Origin of the sequence: Pseudomonas alliivorans (assembly GCF_017826695.1) — a bacterium.
Classification (GTDB): Bacteria; Pseudomonadota; Gammaproteobacteria; order Pseudomonadales; family Pseudomonadaceae; genus Aquipseudomonas; species Aquipseudomonas alliivorans.
In genome coordinates, this window is sequence record NZ_JAFFZW010000001.1 from 966726 (window position 1) to 985509 (window position 18784).

19 protein-coding genes are annotated in these 18784 nt (G+C 59.2%); 14 read left to right on the forward strand and 5 right to left on the reverse strand.

Features of this window, described 5'->3' with window-relative positions:
- Positions 1-21: 21 nt before the first annotated feature.
- Positions 22-543, forward strand: a complete 522-nt coding sequence (locus JTJ32_RS04275) for a DUF6586 family protein (RefSeq protein ID WP_210041033.1) — start codon at positions 22-24, stop codon at positions 541-543.
- Positions 544-606: 63 nt separating this feature from the next.
- Positions 607-840 carry a hypothetical protein gene (locus JTJ32_RS04280; protein ID WP_099228534.1) on the forward strand — a complete coding sequence of 78 codons (234 nt, stop codon included), beginning with the start codon at positions 607-609 and terminating at the stop codon, positions 838-840.
- Positions 841-867: 27 nt separating this feature from the next.
- Here JTJ32_RS04280 and sulA read toward each other — a convergent pair whose 3' ends face one another.
- Both sulA and lexA read right to left on the reverse strand, forming a co-directional pair.
- Positions 868-1338, reverse strand: a complete 471-nt coding sequence (gene sulA, locus JTJ32_RS04285; protein ID WP_099228448.1) for an SOS-induced cell division inhibitor SulA — start codon at positions 1336-1338, stop codon at positions 868-870.
- A gap of 9 nt (positions 1339-1347) precedes the next feature.
- Positions 1348-1956, reverse strand: a complete 609-nt coding sequence (gene lexA / locus JTJ32_RS04290; protein ID WP_004883801.1) for a transcriptional repressor LexA — start codon at positions 1954-1956, stop codon at positions 1348-1350.
- A gap of 270 nt (positions 1957-2226) precedes the next feature.
- Between lexA and psrA the strand changes: the two genes are divergently transcribed.
- From psrA to JTJ32_RS04305, 3 genes are all read left to right on the forward strand, one after another.
- Positions 2227-2946 (forward strand): transcriptional regulator PsrA, encoded by a 720-nt coding sequence (gene psrA / locus JTJ32_RS04295; protein WP_099228450.1) that lies wholly within the window; start codon positions 2227-2229, stop codon positions 2944-2946.
- Positions 2947-3036: 90 nt separating this feature from the next.
- Positions 3037-4047, forward strand: coding sequence for a beta-N-acetylhexosaminidase (nagZ, locus tag JTJ32_RS04300; RefSeq protein WP_210041035.1), 1011 nt, complete (start codon positions 3037-3039; stop codon positions 4045-4047).
- Between the two features lie 9 nt (positions 4048-4056).
- A complete protein-coding gene (locus JTJ32_RS04305) occupies positions 4057-4797 on the forward strand; it encodes an S-methyl-5'-thioinosine phosphorylase (protein ID WP_099228452.1) in 741 nt (246 codons plus the stop codon).
- A 56-nt stretch (positions 4798-4853) separates the two neighbouring features.
- Here the strand turns inward: JTJ32_RS04305 and JTJ32_RS04310 are convergent, their stop codons facing one another.
- A complete protein-coding gene (locus JTJ32_RS04310) occupies positions 4854-5393 on the reverse strand; it encodes a cytochrome b (RefSeq protein ID WP_099228453.1) in 540 nt (179 codons plus the stop codon).
- A 178-nt stretch (positions 5394-5571) separates the two neighbouring features.
- Complete coding sequence (locus JTJ32_RS04315) at positions 5572-6036, reverse strand: hypothetical protein (RefSeq protein WP_210041037.1); 465 nt, start codon at positions 6034-6036, stop codon at positions 5572-5574.
- A 186-nt stretch (positions 6037-6222) separates the two neighbouring features.
- On the opposite strand from JTJ32_RS04315, the gene JTJ32_RS04320 reads away from it, so the two are divergent.
- From JTJ32_RS04320 to JTJ32_RS04330, 3 genes are read left to right on the forward strand one after another with little or no spacing between them, the layout of a single operon-like run.
- Positions 6223-7008 carry an endonuclease/exonuclease/phosphatase family protein gene (locus JTJ32_RS04320; RefSeq protein WP_210041039.1) on the forward strand — a complete coding sequence of 262 codons (786 nt, stop codon included), beginning with the start codon at positions 6223-6225 and terminating at the stop codon, positions 7006-7008.
- Entirely contained in the window at positions 7005-8267 is a 1263-nt protein-coding gene (clsB, locus tag JTJ32_RS04325) for a cardiolipin synthase ClsB (RefSeq protein WP_099228455.1), read from the forward strand. Before JTJ32_RS04320 ends, clsB begins: the two co-directional genes overlap by 4 nt.
- Positions 8264-9274 (forward strand): lysylphosphatidylglycerol synthase domain-containing protein, encoded by a 1011-nt coding sequence (locus JTJ32_RS04330; RefSeq protein ID WP_099228456.1) that lies wholly within the window; start codon positions 8264-8266, stop codon positions 9272-9274. The genes clsB and JTJ32_RS04330 overlap by 4 nt, the downstream gene beginning before the upstream one ends.
- 60 nt (positions 9275-9334) lie before the next feature.
- Here JTJ32_RS04330 and JTJ32_RS04335 read toward each other — a convergent pair whose 3' ends face one another.
- Positions 9335-10243, reverse strand: a complete 909-nt coding sequence (locus tag JTJ32_RS04335) for a MurR/RpiR family transcriptional regulator (protein ID WP_210041041.1) — start codon at positions 10241-10243, stop codon at positions 9335-9337.
- A gap of 266 nt (positions 10244-10509) precedes the next feature.
- Between JTJ32_RS04335 and JTJ32_RS04340 the strand changes: the two genes are divergently transcribed.
- The 6 genes from JTJ32_RS04340 (at position 10510) to iolD (ending at position 18765) form a co-directional block, all read left to right on the forward strand.
- A complete protein-coding gene (locus JTJ32_RS04340) occupies positions 10510-12447 on the forward strand; it encodes a bifunctional 5-dehydro-2-deoxygluconokinase/5-dehydro-2-deoxyphosphogluconate aldolase (protein ID WP_210041043.1) in 1938 nt (645 codons plus the stop codon).
- A gap of 45 nt (positions 12448-12492) precedes the next feature.
- Positions 12493-13392: a myo-inosose-2 dehydratase gene (iolE, locus tag JTJ32_RS04345; protein WP_099228459.1), complete on the forward strand. Its 900-nt coding sequence runs from the start codon at positions 12493-12495 to the stop codon at positions 13390-13392.
- A 13-nt stretch (positions 13393-13405) separates the two neighbouring features.
- Positions 13406-14215 carry a 5-deoxy-glucuronate isomerase gene (iolB, locus tag JTJ32_RS04350; protein WP_210041045.1) on the forward strand — a complete coding sequence of 270 codons (810 nt, stop codon included), beginning with the start codon at positions 13406-13408 and terminating at the stop codon, positions 14213-14215.
- A gap of 27 nt (positions 14216-14242) precedes the next feature.
- Positions 14243-15745 (forward strand): CoA-acylating methylmalonate-semialdehyde dehydrogenase, encoded by a 1503-nt coding sequence (locus JTJ32_RS04355; protein ID WP_184319983.1) that lies wholly within the window; start codon positions 14243-14245, stop codon positions 15743-15745.
- Positions 15746-15778: 33 nt separating this feature from the next.
- Positions 15779-16606 carry a TIM barrel protein gene (locus tag JTJ32_RS04360; protein WP_210041046.1) on the forward strand — a complete coding sequence of 276 codons (828 nt, stop codon included), beginning with the start codon at positions 15779-15781 and terminating at the stop codon, positions 16604-16606.
- A gap of 221 nt (positions 16607-16827) precedes the next feature.
- The gene (gene iolD / locus JTJ32_RS04365) at positions 16828-18765 is read left to right on the forward strand and encodes a 3D-(3,5/4)-trihydroxycyclohexane-1,2-dione acylhydrolase (decyclizing) (protein WP_210041048.1); all 1938 of its coding nucleotides are present in this window, start codon (positions 16828-16830) and stop codon (positions 18763-18765) included.
- Positions 18766-18784: the final 19 nt, after the last annotated feature.

An 18784-nucleotide genomic window follows, 5' to 3' on the forward strand; every position in this document is an offset into this window, starting at 1 on the left:
ATTGTGATGGAGAGTGTTGCCATGGCTCATGAACTCTACACCCGCACCAACCAGAAGATTTATTTCGCCGGTCTCGCGCTCGAGGCTCTGGGCAAAGCGGAAAACGGTCAGGTCATCAATGCGCAAGCATTGCAGCAGGCGGAGCGCGAATCGGTTCTGTTTCATCTGTACGGTGCCTTGTTGGGGCTGTGCCACGAGATCGCAGGTTACTACCGTCTGCCACAGGCCAACGCCCCGCGTGCCGAGCAATTGCTGACGCAGGACGTGCTGGACGCCACTGCGATCCCGGAGATGGCTGAACTGGTCGAACTGGCTCAGCACCGCGAGACGTGGCTGGCCAGGCTGCTGGCGGCTTACAACTCGCTGTTCCAGCCGCCTCGTGCCCCCGTCAAGCCCAAGGGTGACGTGACTCAGCCGATGATTGTGGCGGTGAATCTGGATGCCGAGTCAGAGCCGGAATTGACCCGTGAAGAGCTGGAAAGCTGGCGCCAACAGCTGAAAAGTCTGGCGGTCCGTTTCCGTGAAGGTTTGAGCGAGTGCTGAAAAGCAATGATGGAAGGGCTGGCAGGCTGTTACAATGCCAGCCTATTGCGGAGTACTGTACTGATGCCTACCTCTTTTCTTGAAATTGTCGAACTGCCTGACGGTCGCATTGAACTGCGTCGCGCTGATGACGAGGGCTCGTTGGTCACGCTGGATTTCTCGGCCGATGCCAAGGCGTTCATGCAGGGTCAGCATGTCGAAGTTGCCAAGGCCATGTTGAGCGTAGGTGTTCAAATGGCTGGTCGCCTGGCCGAAGGCGAAATCGAAAAGGATGACGGGCCTCACGTTCTGCACTGATCGGCGATGCTGATCAGTGACCGGCCTTCAGCCCAGTCTGATATTCAGGCTTTGCGCTTCACCAACCCTCGCTGCACCGATCAACTGCTGGCGCGACGACGTGCTGAGTGGATTGATCCAGCTCACCACGGTATGGCTGCGTCCCAGCCGTAGCGCCTCCCGCGTCAATTCCAGTGCACTCTGATTGCCGCGTGGCTGAAGCAGAAGAATCCTTTCCCGGTTCAGACCGGCATCACGTAGCCAGGCCTGGGTCACGTTCGATGGCGGCGCAATAAGGGTCAGCCAGCGCGCATCGTCATCCTGACTGAGCTCGCGAAGGATAGGGGCGAGCAGGTTCATGCAGTTCCCTGCAGCACCACGCAAGGACAGTTCGCTGAAAGGCTCCGGCTCATTGCTCCAGGGCGTTTCGACGATGTCCGTGAGCATCGGGGCGATGGGCTGGGCCATGAACGCCTCGAACAGCGGTAATTGCGAATGCGGTGCTTGATGGAACTGCATAACGTCTCCTTAGCGGCGAATGACGCCGACGCTCAAACCTTCGATCACCAGATCCTGATCCTTGAGGTCGACCTCGATGGGTGCGAACTCCGGGTTTTCAGCCAGCAGCCAGACCTTGCTGCCTTCACGCTTGAAACGTTTGACGGTGACTTCGTCGCCGATCCGGGCAACAACGATCTGGCCATTGCGGGCTTCACGCGTGGTGTGCACCGCCAGCAGGTCGCCGTCGAGAATGCCGATGTCCTTCATGCTCATGCCGTGCACGCGCAACAGATAGTCGGCGCTGGGATGAAAGAAGGTCGGGTTGATGTTGCAGGATTCTTCGATGTGCTGCTGCGCCAGAATGGGCGCACCGGCAGCAACACGGCCAATGATAGGCAGGCTGCTCTCGTCGGGTTTGGCTTCGAAGCCGGGGATACGGATGCCGCGTGAGGCGCCCGGTGTCATTTCGATTGCGCCTTTGCGTGCAAGCGCCTTGAGATGTTCTTCAGCGGCGTTCGGCGACTTGAAGCCCAGTTCCTGAGCGATTTCCGCACGTGTCGGGGGAAAGCCGTTGTCTTCGAGACAGCGTTTGATGAAACCCAGGATTTCGGCCTGGCGTGGCGTCAGTTTGATCATGTCGAGCGCTCTGTCTTTTTATACAGTGACTGGGATTATATACAGTGAAAGCGCAATGGCAATCGACTATTTCGTTTTCGCCGCCGAGCGGTTGTGAATTAGCGTGCCTGCCGATGTGCGGGGCGATGCAACGGCTGTACTTGACGCCAGATGATTTCATCGTTTATTTCATGAATTCGTGACTGTCTGGCCATAAAATGAACGCGTTTGCTTGACAATCGGGGCGTATGATACGTATGTTTCAAACGTTCGTTTGTTAGGCAGAGAGCCATGGCCCAGTCGGAAACCGTTGAACGCATTCTTGATGCTGCGGAGCAGTTGTTCGCAGAGAAAGGTTTCGCTGAAACCTCGCTGCGTCTCATCACCAGCAAGGCCTCTGTCAACCTGGCTGCGGTGAATTACCATTTCGGGTCCAAGAAAGCGCTCATTCAGGCGGTGTTCTCGCGTTTTCTGGGGCCGTTCTGTATCAGCCTTGAGCGTGAGCTGGAGCGTCGTCAGTCCAGACCCGAGCACAAGCCCACGCTTGAAGAACTGCTCGAAATCCTGGTAGAGCAGGCGCTGGTCGTACAGCCGCGCAGTGGTAACGATCTTTCCATTTTCATGCGCTTGCTGGGACTGGCCTTCAGTCAGAGCCAGGGCCATTTGCGACGCTATCTCGAGGACATGTACGGCAAGGTGTTTCGCCGTTACATGACGCTGGTCAACGAGGCTGCGCCGCGTATTCCGCCTATCGAGCTGTTCTGGCGCGTGCACTTCATGCTCGGTGCCGCAGCGTTCAGCATGTCCGGCATCAAGGCCTTGCGTGCCATTGCCGAAACCGATTTCGGCGTCAACACCTCCATCGAGCAGGTCATGCGCCTGATGGTGCCATTCCTGGCTGCCGGTATGCGCGCGGACACCGGGGTGACCGATTCCGCCATGATCGCTGCCCAGCTCAGGCCGCGCAGCAAGAGCAGCAGCACACCTGCACCTGTCGCCGCCAAGGCCTGACGTCACTGAAGCCCTTCGCATTGCACCGGGCTTCAGGATCAAGCACCATGCCCGCATTGCAATCGGGCACTGGTGTGTAAGGGTTTTTCTATGAGTTCTGGCCTGCAAGGCTCCCTGATGGTCGATGTCGCCGGTACCTGGCTGACCAGCGAAGACCGTCAGTTTCTGCGTCAGCCCGAGGTGGGCGGTCTCATCATCTTCGCTCGAAACATCGAGCATCCCCGTCAGGTTCGTGAACTGAGTGCCGCGATTCGTGCCATTCGGCCTGACTTGCTGCTTGCAGTGGATCAGGAGGGCGGGCGGGTCCAGCGTCTTCGTCAGGGTTTTGTACGACTCCCGGCGATGCGCGCCATTGCAGAAAAGCGCGAGGCCGAGCTTCTGGCTGAGCATTGCGGTTGGCTGATGGCAACCGAGGTTCTGGGCGTAGGGCTTGACCTCAGCTTTGCCCCGGTGCTGGATCTGGATTATCAGCGCAGCGCGGTCGTCGGCACGCGAGCCTTCGAGGGTGATCCCGAGCGCGCGGCCCTGTTGGCAGGTGCATTTATTCGTGGAATGAATGCAGCCGGTATGGCGGCCACCGGCAAGCATTTCCCCGGTCATGGCTGGGCGGAAGCCGATTCTCATGTGGCGATCCCCAACGATGAACGCAGCCTGGAGCAGATCCGTGCCAATGATCTGGTGCCGTTCGCACGCCTGAGTCAGCAACTGGCCGCAGTCATGCCGGCTCATGTCATCTACCCGAAAGTGGATTCGCAGCCGGCCGGTTTCTCACGCCGCTGGTTGCAGGACATCCTGCGCGACGAACTGAAATTTGACGGGTTTATCTTCAGTGACGACCTCTCGATGGCGGGCGCGCATGTGGTGGGCGATGCAGCAAGTCGCATCGAGGCCGCGTTGACCGCCGGCTGCGACATGGGGCTGGTGTGCAATGACCGTGCGGCCGCAGAGCTGGCGCTCAGCGCGGCGCAGCGCATGAAGGTCAAGCCTTCGGCGCGTATTGCCCGCATGCGGAGCAATGCCGTTGCCAGCACCGAGTACCGACAGCATCCACGCTGGCTCGCTGCGCTTGCTGCACTGCGCAGCGCCCAATTGATCGATTAAGGATTAGCAATGACTGTTTACGCGATTATCGGTGGCACCGGCCTGACCCAGCTCGAAGGGCTGCACATTCGTCAGTCGCTGCCCATGAACACGCCTTACGGGGCGCCGTCCGGCGACATTCAGATAGGTGAGTACGCCGGGCGTGAAGTGATGTTTCTTGCGCGTCATGGTCATCCGCATCGCCTGCCGCCTCATCAGGTCAACTACCGCGCCAATATCTGGGCCTTGAAACAGGCCGGCGCCGAAGCGATTCTGGCCGTGAACGCAGTGGGCGGCATTCATCCTGCGATGGGCACCGGGCACTTTTGCGTGCCCCACGACGTGATCGATTACACCAGCGGCCGTCAGCATACATTCTTCGCCGACGATCTGGAGCAGGTCACTCACATCGACTTCAGCTATCCCTACAGCGAAGCGCTGCGCGCCCGTCTGGTTACGGCGCTGGCGGCTGAAGGCTGCGAGTTCAGTGATCGTGGTGTATATGCCTGTACGCAGGGGCCTCGTCTGGAAACCGTGGCCGAGATCATTCGTCTGGAGCGCGACGGCTGCGACATCGTCGGGATGACCGGCATGCCCGAAGCGGCGCTCGCTCGCGAGCTGGAGCTGGATTATGCCTGTCTGGCGCTGGTCGTGAACCCGGCGGCAGGCAAGTCGACCGCTGTCATCACCATGGCTGAAATCGAGCAGGCTTTGCGTGACGGGATGGGCAAGGTCAAGTCGACGCTGGCGCGGGTGTTGTCTGCTCAGTAGGTATCTGGCCCGACGGCACGGGGAAAAGGGCTTTCAGTGAAAGCCCTTGATTACCGCTAGAGCATGCGCTTGAGGGTATTGTCCTTGCGCACCAAATGGTGCCAGATAGCTGCGGCCACATGCAGCCCGATCACGTAATAGAAGATCGAGGCCAGCAGTTTGTGCAGGTCTTCGAAATATTCCGCCGTGCGATCCGAGGTCGCAAACGGCCAGGGAATCTGCAAGTCCGTAAGCGGGACGGGCAGGGCGCCTTTTTCCACCATCACAGTCAGCAACCCCAGCACCGGCTGAATGAACAGAAATGCGTAAAGCGCGTAATGCGAAACCGTCGCAGCAGCGCGTAACACACCTTCCAGCGGCGGCGTGATGCCCGGTGGCCGATGACGACGTCGCTCGGCGACGCGGAAGAATGCCAGTGTCAGAATCAGCAGGCCGACCCAGAAATGACTCTGCACGACCAGCAGGCGATACTCTGATCCCTTGCCGAACTGTGTGCGGCTGAGAATCAGGGTATATGCCAGCACGATCAGCGCAGCCATAACCCAATGCAACCACCGGGCTTTGGAGGTGTAGCGTTGCGACGTCAGTGCATCCACGGTTAATTCCTTGTCGCTTTTTTCAGGCAGGGTGCATCCGATTCGGCACACAGCGTAAGAGTCTGTCAGCGGCAATGCGTTCACCGGCAGTGCATGGGCCTGCGCCCATACGCTGATCAGAATGCCGGTTTACTGACAAGAGTCCTCCTGACACGTGTGAATAAGCAAGCCTTGTGCCTCAATGCTGTTTCAGTGGGTATTCGAACCTACCCCCAGCCTGCTCGCAATCAATTCTGGCCTGAGCCTGCTCCGGCAGATCGTAATACCAGGTGATCACTTTCGCGTTGTCGGGAATAGCCAGCGTGGCTTGTCCCGGTTCCTTGCTGGTCGACTGCTCGTTGGCCAATGCTTCCTGAGTCAGCGTCGCGCTGCAGGAGGCTATCGGTTTATCCGGGCATGTTGAGACCTTTCGTTTCTGTCGCGGTTTTGAACCCTTTTCTTCGTTACTGCATGACCAATCGATGCTGCCGGGCGGCATGTTTTGAAACTCATAGCAGGTATGGCCCTGAACGACAGGCACCTGTGGGCTGGCGGACGTTGTCGTGACGTCGCAAGCCTCACCCCAGGCGATACCGGCATATAGCAGGCACGCTGCAAGAATGACGCAACGTCCTTTCCACGACTTGATCCATGACCTGAACATCGTGTGGTTCCTCGATGCGGATTTTCTCCACTGCGCTTGCAAAAGTCCGAATAAATCAGGCGATCAAAGTTCCTTCAGGCTCGACGAGTGGGCCGATATGGCAAAGGCATGGCATTCCCGTTCAGCAACGGAACCTGTGCCACCGAGCGGCTTCATATACGTTGAATATCTATCCAGGAGTCAGTCTTGACCAGTGCCAATACGCCCGTCGGCCAGACAACGCCGGTATCGGCCAGCATTTCCCTGAATGTACTGACCATGAACATGCACATGGGCTTCGGCATTTTCAATCGTCGCTTCATTCTTCCCGAATTGCGTGAAGCGGTGCGCACCGTGTCGGCTGATGTGGTGTTTTTGCAGGAAGTGCACGGCGAGCATCAGAGCCATGCCCGGAATGTGAAGGACTGGCCGACCATTTCTCAGTATGAGTTTCTGGCCGACAGCATGTGGAGCGACTTCGCCTACGGTCGTAATGCGGTCTACCCGGACGGTGATCATGGCAATGCGTTGCTCTCCAAGTACCCGATCGTCAGCCATGAAAATCTCGACATCTCCATTGATGGAACAGAGCAGCGCGGTCTGCTGCATTGCATTCTCGATGTGCCGAATCATGGTCACGTGCATGCCGTCTGCGTGCATCTGGGCCTGTTCGAAAGTCATCGGCGCAAGCAGCTCGGACTGCTTGCTGAACTGATGGGCCGTTTGCCCGCCGGAGAACCGGTGATCGTTGCCGGAGATTTCAACGACTGGCGTCAGCGGGCCGACGCCTTGTTGCAGGGAACCGGGTTGCATGAAGCTTTCGTGGAGCGCTTTGGCTCGCCGGCAAAGAGTTTTCCGGCGCGATGGCCATTGCTCAGACTGGACAGGATTTACGTACGCAACGCCACGACCCACAGACCCAAGGTGCTTTCCAATCGACCCTGGTCTCATCTTTCCGATCATGCACCGCTGGCGGTGGAGGTGACCTTATGAGAAACACGACTGGCCGCACTGAAGAACAGTGGCGCGACGGCAACTCGGTAGAGCTGCTGATCAACGGTGAGGATTTCTTCACTCGGGTGTTCGAGTGCATCCGTGCCGCTCGCACGGAAGTATTGATCGAGACCTTCATCATTTTCGAAGACCGTATCGGGATCGGCCTGCAGGAGGCTGTGATCGAAGCGGCCAGAAACGGCGCGAAAGTCGTGATCACGGTCGATGACTACGGTACCTCCGACCTCAGCTCCGCGTTCGTCAGGGCCATGATCGATGCGGGCGTTCAGATTCAACTGTTCGACCCGCGCCCCCGGTTCATGGGCATGCGCACCAATCTGTTTCGCCGTCTGCACCGCAAAGTGGTGGTGATCGACGGCGAAATCGGCTTCATCGGCGGTATTAATTACAGCGTCGATCACATGACCGACACCGGTCTGACCGCCAAGCAGGACTATGCCGTGCTGGTGCGCGGGCCGATCATTCAGGACATCCATCGCAGCGCCGTGCACATGCTCAGTGATGCAGTACGCGCCAAACTGACGCCTGTTGCGCTCAAGCTCGAGCCCGCAGGCGCTGCGCGTATGTTGTTGGCCGAGCGCGATAACGCCGAGCACACCACCGACATTGAAGAACGCTATCTCGAGGCAATCCGCGAGGCGAAACAGCGCATTACGCTGGCCAACGCCTATTTCTTCCCCAGCTACCGCTTCCTGCGTGAGCTGCGCAATGCCTCGCGACGTGGCGTCAAGGTGACACTGATCCTGCAGGGCAAACCGGACATGCCCTTTGTGCGGGTGTGCTCGCGCCTGACCTATACCTATCTGCTGCGCGATGGTGTGGTCATTCACGAATACAAACAGCGTGCGCTGCACGGCAAGGTGGCGCTGATCGATCAGGACTGGTCCACCGTAGGCTCCAGCAACCTCGACCCGCTGAGCCTGGCGCTGAACCTGGAAGCCAATCTGTTTATCCGCGATCAGTCGCTCAATGATCGGCTGCAGACCCATCTGATGGAACTTGCGGCCGCGCACAGCACCCAGATGAGTTTGAAGGGGGCGGCGCGTGGCCAGTGGTGGCGCGCGCCGATGATTGTATTGAGTTTCTTTTTCCTGCGCAGATTTCCGGCAATCGCCGGCCTGTTTCCGGTTCATGGCATGCGCCTGAAGCCGTTGCGGGCGAAAGATGTGGTGCCGGAAGCCAAAGTCATTGAGCAGCAACAGGCGCATCACGAGCTGGATCAGGAGAAGACATCATGACGCAGGCAGCCAGCGCATCCTCGCAGGGCGCAAAGGGCAACAAGAAAAGTGACAAGTGGAAGTGGGCGAAACGGGCGTTCAACCTGTTTTTCTTTATCGCCGTGCCGGTGCTGCTGTTCCTGCTGGTCAAGAACCTCGATTGGCAGGAGGTCAAGCAGGCGCTGCAATCCTACAAGCTCAGCACGTTGTTGATGGCTGCCTTCGTGGCGCTGCTCAGCTACCTTACCTACTGCGGCTTCGATGTGCTGGCGCGTTACTACACACGCCATAAGCTGTCGATCAAGCAGATCGTTCCGGTGACATTTGTTTGCTATGCCTTCAACCTCAATCTGAGTTCCTGGGTGGGCGGGATTGCCTTGCGTTATCGGCTGTATTCCCGGCTCGGGCTGGACGTGGCGACCATCACGCGCATTCTCAGCCTGAGCCTGATTACCAACTGGCTGGGCTACATGCTGCTCGCGGGTTTTGTGTTTTCCATGCGCTTTCTGTCGTTGCCCAAGGAATGGTCGATCGGTACTGACACCTTGCAATTGATCGGTTTCGGTCTGCTGGCGGTGTGCTTTGCGTACCTGGCGGCGTGCCGTTTCTCCAAGCGCCGCTCGTGGAAGATTCGCGATCAGGAATTCAACCTGCCTTCGATGAAGCAGGCCTTGATGCAGGCGAGTCTCGGTGCCTTGAACTGGTCGTTGATGGCGGCGGTAATTTTCACGCTACTACCGGAAAAAGCGTTCTACCCGGCGATTCTCGGTGTGCTGCTGATCAGCAGCATTGCAGGTGTGATCACTCATATTCCTGCCGGGCTTGGCGTGCTGGAAACGGTATTCATCACACTGCTTTCGCACGAGTTCTCCAAGGGCAGCCTGCTGGCCGCGTTGATCGGTTATCGTGCGATTTATTTCCTGTTGCCTTTGTTGCTGGCGGTGGTGGTGTACCTGGTGCTGGAGAAGCGGGCAAAGAAAATGGGCGAACGAAACCAGCAGCGCATGGGGGAGCAGGCCAAGTCCTGACCCTGGCGGGGAAGTGGAAGCCGTTCTGGCGGATCTCACTTCCCCGTCTCGCATCCGTCTTCAATCATCGAATCCCACCTGTTCGTGTATTTCGTCCACTTTCAGCTCCAGTCGATACGCCACGGCAATGAACAGTGCCTGACAAAGGCACAGCGTGGCACTGAGTGAGCGGAAGGCAAACGAACTGCCCTCATTGACCAGCAGGACCGAATTTGCCCGCTTGGCCAGCGGCGACAGGTTACTGTCGGTGATGATCAGTGTCTTGGCCTGATGGTGCTGGGCGATACGCAGGCAGTGCTGGGTTTCCTTGCCGTATGGCGTGAAACTGATGGCGATCACCAGATCGTTGGCGCGTACGCTGCGCATCTGCTCACGGTAACTGCCCCCGAGCCCCGAAATCAGGTGGATGCGTTTGTTGGTGTGCTGAAGGTTGTAGACCAGATAGTCCGCGACCGCGAATGAACGGCGTACACCCACCACGTAGATGTTGTCGGCATTGACCACCAGATCCACGGCTTTATCGAATTTCTCATCATCGAGTTCCGCACCCAGGCGTTCCAGCCCGGACAGGGTCGCATTCACGCACTCACGGGCCAGGTCACCGCCACTGGCCTTGTGGGATTTGTTGGCGATCATGCTGCGAATACGCTGCTGGTAGTTCTGCACCGGCGTGGTCTTGTGCGTGTACGCTTCGCGAAACAGCGCCTGCATTTCACTGAACCCGCTGAACCCGAAGCGCTGCGAGAAACGCACGATGGCTGACGGGTGGACCTCGCATTCGCGCGCAATATCGCTGATCCGGTCGACCATGATCCGGTCGCTCTGCTGGCTCATGTAGCTGGCAATGCGTTTGAGCTGACGGGGCAGGGCGTCGTACTCGTCGGTGATCAGCCGCAACAGGCCTTCGGCGCTGGTCGGTGGCATGTCGACGCTAGCGTCTGGCAGAGACGGCTGGTCGGTGCTGTTCATAGTCAATCCTTCTTACGTTTTTTCGGGGCGTTGGCGTGTACGGAAGCCCCGACAATAAAGGCTGCTTTTGGCAGGGCTGGAACTATATCGCACCTGCCCGCCCATTGTGCCAGCACTTGCAAAGGCTTATGGAAAAAATATTCCACAATAAAAAATTATAGAATAAATATTGATTGATCCTGCGGGACGTTTTAGGCTGCATTCACAAAGGCACGACGCGTACACGATATTCGCCGTGCAGGCTGATAAAAATAACAGGAGCCACCATGGGCCAGACACGCTTTGCTACCGGGCGTCAGTTGGATCTAATCTGTCTTGGACGCCTGGGCGTCGATCTTTATGCGCAGCAGGTGGGTGCCCGCCTCGAGGACGTTTCAAGCTTCGCCAAATACCTGGGCGGCTCATCGGCCAACATCGCGTTTGGCACGGCGCGGCTGGGCTTGAAATCAGCGATGCTCAGTCGAGTCGGCGACGACCACATGGGACGTTTCCTGGTTGAATCCCTGGCGCGCGAAGGCTGCGATGTCAGCGCAATCAAGCGCGACCCCGAGCGGCTGACCGCGATGGTGCTGCTTGGCTTGAAAGATCGCGAAACATTTCCGTTGGTGTTCTACCGCGAGAATTGCGCCGACATGGCCCTGCGGGCCGAAGACATCGATGAAGCACAGATCGCGTCCAGTAAGGCGCTGTTGATCACCGGCACGCATTTCTCCACCGATCAGGTGTTCAAAGCCAGCATTCAAGCCCTCGATTACGCCGAGAAGCATCAGGTGCACCGGGTGCTGGATATCGATTACCGCCCCGTGCTCTGGGGGCTGGCCGGCAAGGCCGACGGCGAAACGCGCTTTGTCGCCGATCGGAACGTCACCCAGCATGTGCAGCGCATCCTGCCGCGTTTCGACCTGATTGTAGGCACTGAAGAAGAGTTCCTGATTGCAGGCGGTGCGACGGATTTGCTGAGCGCCCTGCGCACGGTGCGCGAGCATACGGCCGCCACGCTGGTGGTCAAACTCGGTCCGCAGGGCTGCACGGTGATCCATGGTGCAATTCCGGCGCGTCTGGAGGACGGCGCGATCTACCCCGGCGTGCGTGTCGAAGTACTTAATGTGCTGGGGGCGGGCGACGCCTTCATGTCCGGCTTTCTCAGCGGCTGGCTCAAGGACGCCAGCGACGAGCGTTGCTGCCAGTTGGCCAACGCCTGTGGCGGTCTGGTGGTGTCCCGTCACGCCTGCGCCCCGGCCATGCCGACGCCTGCCGAGCTGGACTACCTGTTCAACAGTTCGGCACCGATCACCCGGCCGGACCAGGATGTCGGCCTGCAACGCCTGCATCAGGTCAGCATCCCACGCAAACAGTGGAAGCAATTGTTCATTTTTGCGTTCGATCATCGCGGGCAGCTTGTCGAACTGGCGCAGCAGGCGGGTCGTGACCTGAGCAGTATCGGCAAGATCAAGCAATTGTTCGTGCAAGCGGTGGACCGGGTCGAAAGCGATTTGCGCAACCGGGGTATCGAGGCTGACGTGGGACTGCTGGCCGACCAGCGTTTTGGCCAGGATGCGCTCAATGCCGCCACCGGTCGTGGCTGGTGGGTGGCGCGTCCTGTGGAAATTCAGGGCTCCAGACCATTGGCGTTCGAACATGGCCGTTCGATTGGCAGCAACCTGATCAACTGGCCGCAGGAGCAGATCATCAAGTGCCTGGTGCAATACCACCCCGATGATGAACCGATGCTGCGCCTGGAACAGGAAGCGCAGATCAAGGCGTTGTATGACGCCTCGAAGGTCAGCGGACACGAGTTGCTGCTGGAAATCATCCCGCCGAAAGATCACCCCTCGACTTATCCCGACGTAATGCTGCGAGCCTTCAAGCGCCTGTACAACCTGGGCATCTATCCTGCGTGGTGGAAGATCGAGGCGCAGACCGCCGAAGTCTGGCAGCAGCTGGATGCCTTGATCGAAGAGCGCGATCCGTACTGCCGTGGAGTGGTGCTGCTGGGTCTGAACGCGCCTGTCGAAAACCTGGCGGCCGGATTTGCCGCGGCACGCGACAGCCGCACCTGTCAGGGATTTGCCGTCGGCCGGACAATCTTTCGCGAACCGAGCCGGGCCTGGATGGCCGGGGAGATCGATGACGCGACCCTGGTGGCCAGGGTCCAGAGCACGTTCAACTGGTTGATTGAATCCTGGCGCGAAAGCCGCGCCTGAATTCAAACGTCATTGACGCCGTGATAACAACAAAAAGGTCCAGCCATGCCCGCTTCCGTATCCAACATCCGCATCGGCATCAACCCGATTTCCTGGAGCAACGATGACCTGCCTGCGCTGGGCGGCGAAACGCCGCTCAGTACTGCGCTGAGTGAAGGCAAGGCCATCGGCTACGAGGGTTTCGAGCTCAACGGCAAATTCCCCAAGGATGCCAAGGGCGTCGGCGATGTCCTGCGCCCCCACGATCTGGCCCTGGTGTCCGGCTGGTATTCCAGTCGGCTGGCCCGTCGCTCCGTGGCCGAAGAAATCGAAGCCATTGCCTCGCACGTGCAACTGCTGGCCGAAAACGGTGCCTCGGTGCTGGTGTATGGCGAGGTGGCCGACTCGATCCAGGGGCAGCGTGTTCCATTGGTCGAACGACCGCGCTTTCACACCGATGCCGCCTGGCGCGAGTATGCCGACAAGCTCACCGAGCTGGCCCGATTCACGCTGTCGCAAGGTGTGCGACTGGCATACCACCATCATATGGGCGCGTACATCGAATCACCGCAGGACATTGACCGCCTGATGGCGTTGACTGGCAATGAAGTGGGTCTGCTGTTCGATTCGGGTCACTGCTACATGGGCGGCGGCGAGCCGGTCGATGTGCTTGGCCGCCATATCGACCGCGTCTGCCACGTGCATTTCAAGGATGTGCGCAAGCCGGTCGTGCAACTGGCTCGCAACAATCTTTGGAGTTTTCCTGACTGCATCATCAACGGCACTTTCACGGTGCCGGGTGATGGTGATATTGATTTTTCGGCGTTGCTCAAGGTGCTGTTGCAAGCCGATTACAACGGCTGGCTGGTGGTCGAGGCCGAACAGGATCCAGCCGTCGCGCCCAGCTACGTCTACGCCAAAAAGGGTTATGACACGCTGCGCCAGTTGCTGGCCGATGCTCGATAAAGAGGACTGGACAATGAATCTGTTGATCAAAAGCGAAGCTCAGGGTCGAGACATCGTTGCGTTACCTGAGGGCACACTCGAGTACGTGGGCTTCTCTGCCTACCGGCTCGAAGCCGGGGACCGTTTGCCGCTGAACGCTGGAGACCACGAGCTGTGCGTGGTGCTGCTCACCGGGCATGCCAGTGTCAGCGGCGAAGCGCCGGGGCAGGGTGCGTTCAGCTGGGAAAACATCGGCGACCGGCACTCGGTATTCGAAGAGAAATCGCCGTTCGCCGTTTACCTGCCGCCTGACAGTCAGGCGCATTTCACGGCGCTGGGGCCGGCTCATCTGGCGGTCTGTGCAGCGCCTGGCGACCGCACGAAACGCGCCCCGGCGCGCCTGATCACACCCGACAGCATGAAGCGCAGTGTGCGTGGCAAGAACGCCAATACCCGTTACGTGTGCGACATTCTGCCGGACACCGAAGTCGCCAATTCGCTGCTGGTGGTCGAGGTCCGCACGCCGTCGGGTCACTCCTCCAGCTATCCGCCCCACAAGCATGATCGGGACAACCTGCCTCACGAGAGCTTTCTCGAAGAAACCTACTACCACCAGGTCAACCCACCTCAGGGGTTTGTGTTCCAGCGCGTCTATACCGATGACCGCAGCATCGATCAGGCCATGGCGGTGGAAAACAGCGATCTGGTGGTTGTGCCCAAGGGCTATCACCCGGTCACCGTGCCTTATGGCTACGAATCCTATTACCTCAACGTGATGGCCGGACCGACCCGCGCGTGGCAGTTCCATAACGATCCGCAGCACAGTTGGCTGCTGGAACTTTAATTTTCTCTTTTACATGGAGTCAGTCAGATGAGCGATTCACCGGTGATCGGCCATTACATCAACGGGCAGGTGCATGACGGCGATGGCGAACGCTACAGCGACGTGTTCAATCCGGCGCTCGGCAATGTTCAGGCACGCGTGGCGCTGGCCAGTCTCAAGACCGTGGATGAAGCGGTCGCTTCGGCAAAAGCGGCCTTCCCGGCCTGGGCCGATCAGTCGTCACTGCGGCGTGCACGGGTGATGTTCAAGTTCAAGGAATTGCTGGACCGTCATCATGACGAGCTGGCGCAGATCATCTGCCGCGAGCACGGCAAGGTGTTGTCCGATGCTCGCGGCGAAGTGGTACGCGGCATCGAGATCGTCGAATTTGCCTGCGGTGCACCCAGCCTGCTCAAGAGCGATTTCAGCGACAACATCGGCGGTGGCATCGACAACTGGAACCTGCGCCAGCCACTGGGCGTCTGTGCCGGAGTCACTCCGTTCAACTTCCCCGTAATGGTCCCGCTGTGGATGATTCCCATGGCACTCGTCACTGGCAACTGCTTCATTCTCAAGCCGTCCGAGCGTGACCCTTCGGCCAGCCTGTTGATGGCGCGTCTGTTGAAGGAAGCCGGTCTGCCCGATGGTGTGTTCAACGTGGTACAGGGCGACAAAGTCGCAGTCGACGCGTTGTTGCAGCACCCTGATATCGAAGCGGTGTCCTTCGTCGGCTCGACACCGATTGCCGAGTACATCCATCAGCAGGGCACGGCGCACGGCAAGCGCGTACAGGCGCTGGGCGGTGCGAAGAACCACATGATCGTGATGCCCGATGCCGATCTGGATCAGGCCGCCGATGCACTGATTGGCGCTGCCTTCGGCTCCGCCGGCGAGCGCTGCATGGCGATCTCCATCGCGGTCGTCGTGGGTGACGTGGGTCAGGCGCTGATCGACAAGCTGTTGCCGCGCATCGATCAGCTCAAGGTTGGCAACGGCATGAACGCCGATTCGGACATGGGCCCGCTGGTCACTGCGGTGCACAAGGCCAAGGTCGAAGGCTACATCGACCAGGGCGTCAAGGAGGGCGCGAAACTGATCGTCGACGGGCGCAACTTCAAGGTGCCGGGTGCCGAGCAGGGCTTCTTCGTCGGTGCGACGCTGTTCGATAACGTTACGCCAGACATGCAGATCTACAAGGAAGAGATATTCGGACCGGTGCTGGGCATCGTGCATGCACCTGATTTCGCCCGTGCGGTCGAGCTGATCAACGCTCACGAATTCGGCAACGGCGTCTCGTGTTTCACCAGCGATGGGGGGGTGGCACGTGCGTTTGCCCGATCCATCAAGGTCGGCATGGTCGGCATCAACGTACCGATTCCAGTCCCCATGGCCTGGCATTCGTTTGGCGGCTGGAAGCGGTCGCTGTTTGGCGATCACCATGCCTACGGCGAGGAAGGTCTGCGCTTTTACAGCCGCTACAAGAGTGTCATGCAGCGCTGGCCGGACAGCATTGCCAAGGGCCCGGAATTCAGCATGCCGACTGCCAAATAGGTTTTCTTCAACGGGAAGTGGAGAACAAAAACAATGAGCCAATCCCTTCGTTTTGCCCTCAACCGTATGGTCGCACCGCGTCTGTCGCTGGTTGATTTCCTTGATATGGCGGTCAGCCTTGGGGCCGATGCCATCGAAATCCGCAATGACCTGAAGGGCATCGAGATCGAGGACGGTACGCCGCCACAGAGGGTGCGTGAGCAGTGCGCCGCAAAAGGTGTGCGTGTCCTTTCGATCAATGCGCTGTATCCGTTCGACGTCTGGAACGATGAGCGTCGTGCGCAGGTGACGAAACTGGCGCAGTACGCCCGGGACTGTGGCGCAGAGGGGCTGGTGCTGTGTCCACTCAATGACCGTGCCGACCCGCGCAATGCCGCGCAGCGTGCCTCGGCCCTGCGCACTGCACTGACGGCGTTGGCGCCGATCCTGCGCGAGCATGGCCTTCTGGGCTTTGTCGAGCCGCTGGGGTTCGAGGAGTGCGCGTTGCGCCTCAAGCGTCAGGCGGTCGATGCGATCAAACAGGTGGGCGGTCTGGATGTGTTTCGTCTGGTTCACGACACCTTTCACCACCATCTGGCGGGCGAGGTCGAACTGTTTCCGGAGTTGACCGGGCTGGTGCATATCTCTGGCGTCGAAGATTCAAATGCACCGCTCAACAGCATTCGCGACGGGCATCGGGTACTGGTGGGCGAGGCCGACATTCTTGGCAACACCTCACAGATAGAGCGCCTGCTGAGTGGCGGCTATACCGGTTACCTGTCCTTCGAGCCCTTTGCCGAGAGCGTGCATGCGCTTGCCGACATCGCTCAGGCGATGTCGGCAAGCATGGGCCACCTTTCCCGCGCTGTAGCGGCGGGTTAACGAACTGTGACAGATAAACAGTCTGTGGGAAGCGGCTTGCCGACGATGCATTCTGCCTGACGACGTGTCGGTGACCGGACTGACGCAGTCGCCAACAAGCCGCCTCCCACAGTCCCTTGTCTGCTGCGCCGAGCAGCACGGCAGAAAAGGAAAAAAGCCCGAAGACCGACGTCAGCCGGGCTGAAAACACCTTCCACCTCAAACAACAACAAGGTGCGAACATGAGTACTACCCGACTGACCATGGCTCAGGCTCTGGTGAAGTTTCTTGATAACCAGTACGTCGAAATCGATGGCGTACAGAGCAAATTCGTTGCTGGCATGTTCACCATCTTTGGTCACGGCAACGTACTGGGCCTGGGCCAGGCACTGGAACAGGACAGTGGCGAGCTGGTGGTTCATCAGGGCCGTAATGAGCAGGGCATGTGCCACGCGGCCATCGGTTTTGCCAAGCAACACCTGCGTCGCAAGATTTACGCCTGCACCTCGTCGGTGGGGCCGGGTGCGGCGAACATGATCACGGCAGCCGCCACGGCTTCGGCCAACCGCATTCCGTTGCTGCTGTTGCCCGGCGATGTCTACGCCAGTCGTCAGCCGGACCCGGTGCTGCAACAGATCGAGCAATTCCATGACCTGAGCATCAGTACCAATGACGCGTTCAAGGCCGTGAGCAAATACTGGGACCGCATCAACCGTCCCGAACAGTTGATGAGCGCCGCACTCAATGCCATGCGCGTGCTGACCGATCCTGCCGACACCGGCGCCGTGACGTTGTCACTGCCTCAGGATGTGCAGGCTGAAGCCTGGGATTACCCTGACAGCTTCCTGCAGAAGCGCGTACACCGTATCGACCGCCGACCGCCCAGCCAGGCAATGCTCGATGACGCGTTGGCGTTGCTCGCCGGCAAGCGCAAGCCGCTGCTTATATGTGGCGGGGGCGTGCGGTATTCCGGTGCTGCGCAGGCCTTGCAAACCTTTGCAGAACGCTTCGGTATTCCCTTCGCTGAAACCCAGGCGGGCAAGAGCGCCATCGTCTCGGCGCATCCATTGAACATGGGTGGCATCGGCGAAACTGGCACCGTCGCGGCCAATCGCCTGGCGAAGGAAGCAGACCTGATCATCGGTGTCGGCACCCGTTACAGCGATTTCACCACTGCGTCCAAATGGCTGTTCCAGAACCCTGACGTACAGTTCCTGAACCTCAATGTCGGCGCCTTCGATGTGCAGAAGCTGGACGGTGTGCAGGTGCTGGCCGATGCGCAAACGGCCTTGCAGGCGCTGATCGGGCACCTGGAAAACCGCGATTACCGGGCTGCCTGGGGCGATGCACCGCGCGCGGCAAAGGCCGAACTGGATGCCGAAGTCGACCGCGTGTATGCGGTGGAGTATCAGCACGAGGATTTCGTCCCGGAAATCAATGACCACACGGATCCGGCTGTGCTGCGCGAATTCATCGAGCTGACCGGGTCGTGTCTGACCCAGAGCCGCGTGCTGGGAATTCTCAATCAGAACCTGCCCACTGACGCGGTGATTGTCGCCGCGGCGGGGAGCCTGCCCGGCGATCTGCAGCGTGCCTGGCGCAGCACCGGCGTTGATACCTATCACGTCGAGTACGGATACTCCTGCATGGGCTACGAGGTCAACGCCGCGCTGGGCGTGAAGCTCGCTCAGCCGCAGCGGGAAGTATTCGCACTGGTGGGGGATGGCTCCTACATGATGCTGCACTCCGAACTGGCCACCTCGATTCAGGAGCGGCGCAAGATCAACATCGTGCTGCTCGACAACATGACGTTCGGTTGCATCAACAACTTGCAGATGGAACACGGCATGAACAGTTTTGGCACCGAGTTTCGTTTCCGCAACCAGGAGACTGGCCAGCTCGACGGCGATTTCGTGCCGGTGGATTTTGCCATGAGCGCGGCGGCCTATGGCTGCAAGACCTACAAGGTCAGTACCGCCGAACAGCTGCATGAAGCCTTGGCGGATGCGCAGCGTCACACCGTCTCCACCCTGATCGATATCAAGGTTTTGCCCAAGACCATGATTCACAAATACCTGTCGTGGTGGCGGGTCGGAGTGGCCGAAGTATCGACGACCGGCACCACGGCCCAGGTGTACGAAAAGCTCAACCAGCAACTGGCCAAGGCTCGCCAGTATTGATCACCCGCGTTTTTTCAGA

Coding starts and splice junctions, on each gene's coding strand:
- iolE (WP_099228459.1), top strand. CDS start 12,493: ATGCCCGCTTCCGTATCCAACATCCGCATCGGCATCAACCCGATTTCC.
- nagZ (WP_210041035.1), top strand. CDS start 3,037: ATGAGTTCTGGCCTGCAAGGCTCCCTGATGGTCGATGTCGCCGGTACC.
- sulA (WP_099228448.1), bottom strand. CDS start 1,338: ATGCAGTTCCATCAAGCACCGCATTCGCAATTACCGCTGTTCGAGGCG.
- JTJ32_RS04340 (WP_210041043.1), top strand. CDS start 10,510: ATGGGCCAGACACGCTTTGCTACCGGGCGTCAGTTGGATCTAATCTGT.
- iolB (WP_210041045.1), top strand. CDS start 13,406: ATGAATCTGTTGATCAAAAGCGAAGCTCAGGGTCGAGACATCGTTGCG.
- JTJ32_RS04330 (WP_099228456.1), top strand. CDS start 8,264: ATGACGCAGGCAGCCAGCGCATCCTCGCAGGGCGCAAAGGGCAACAAG.
- JTJ32_RS04315 (WP_210041037.1), bottom strand. CDS start 6,036: ATGTTCAGGTCATGGATCAAGTCGTGGAAAGGACGTTGCGTCATTCTT.
- clsB (WP_099228455.1), top strand. CDS start 7,005: ATGAGAAACACGACTGGCCGCACTGAAGAACAGTGGCGCGACGGCAAC.
- JTJ32_RS04305 (WP_099228452.1), top strand. CDS start 4,057: ATGACTGTTTACGCGATTATCGGTGGCACCGGCCTGACCCAGCTCGAA.
- JTJ32_RS04355 (WP_184319983.1), top strand. CDS start 14,243: ATGAGCGATTCACCGGTGATCGGCCATTACATCAACGGGCAGGTGCAT.
- iolD (WP_210041048.1), top strand. CDS start 16,828: ATGAGTACTACCCGACTGACCATGGCTCAGGCTCTGGTGAAGTTTCTT.
- JTJ32_RS04275 (WP_210041033.1), top strand. CDS start 22: ATGGCTCATGAACTCTACACCCGCACCAACCAGAAGATTTATTTCGCC.
- lexA (WP_004883801.1), bottom strand. CDS start 1,956: ATGATCAAACTGACGCCACGCCAGGCCGAAATCCTGGGTTTCATCAAA.
- JTJ32_RS04360 (WP_210041046.1), top strand. CDS start 15,779: ATGAGCCAATCCCTTCGTTTTGCCCTCAACCGTATGGTCGCACCGCGT.
- psrA (WP_099228450.1), top strand. CDS start 2,227: ATGGCCCAGTCGGAAACCGTTGAACGCATTCTTGATGCTGCGGAGCAG.
- JTJ32_RS04280 (WP_099228534.1), top strand. CDS start 607: ATGCCTACCTCTTTTCTTGAAATTGTCGAACTGCCTGACGGTCGCATT.
- JTJ32_RS04335 (WP_210041041.1), bottom strand. CDS start 10,243: ATGAACAGCACCGACCAGCCGTCTCTGCCAGACGCTAGCGTCGACATG.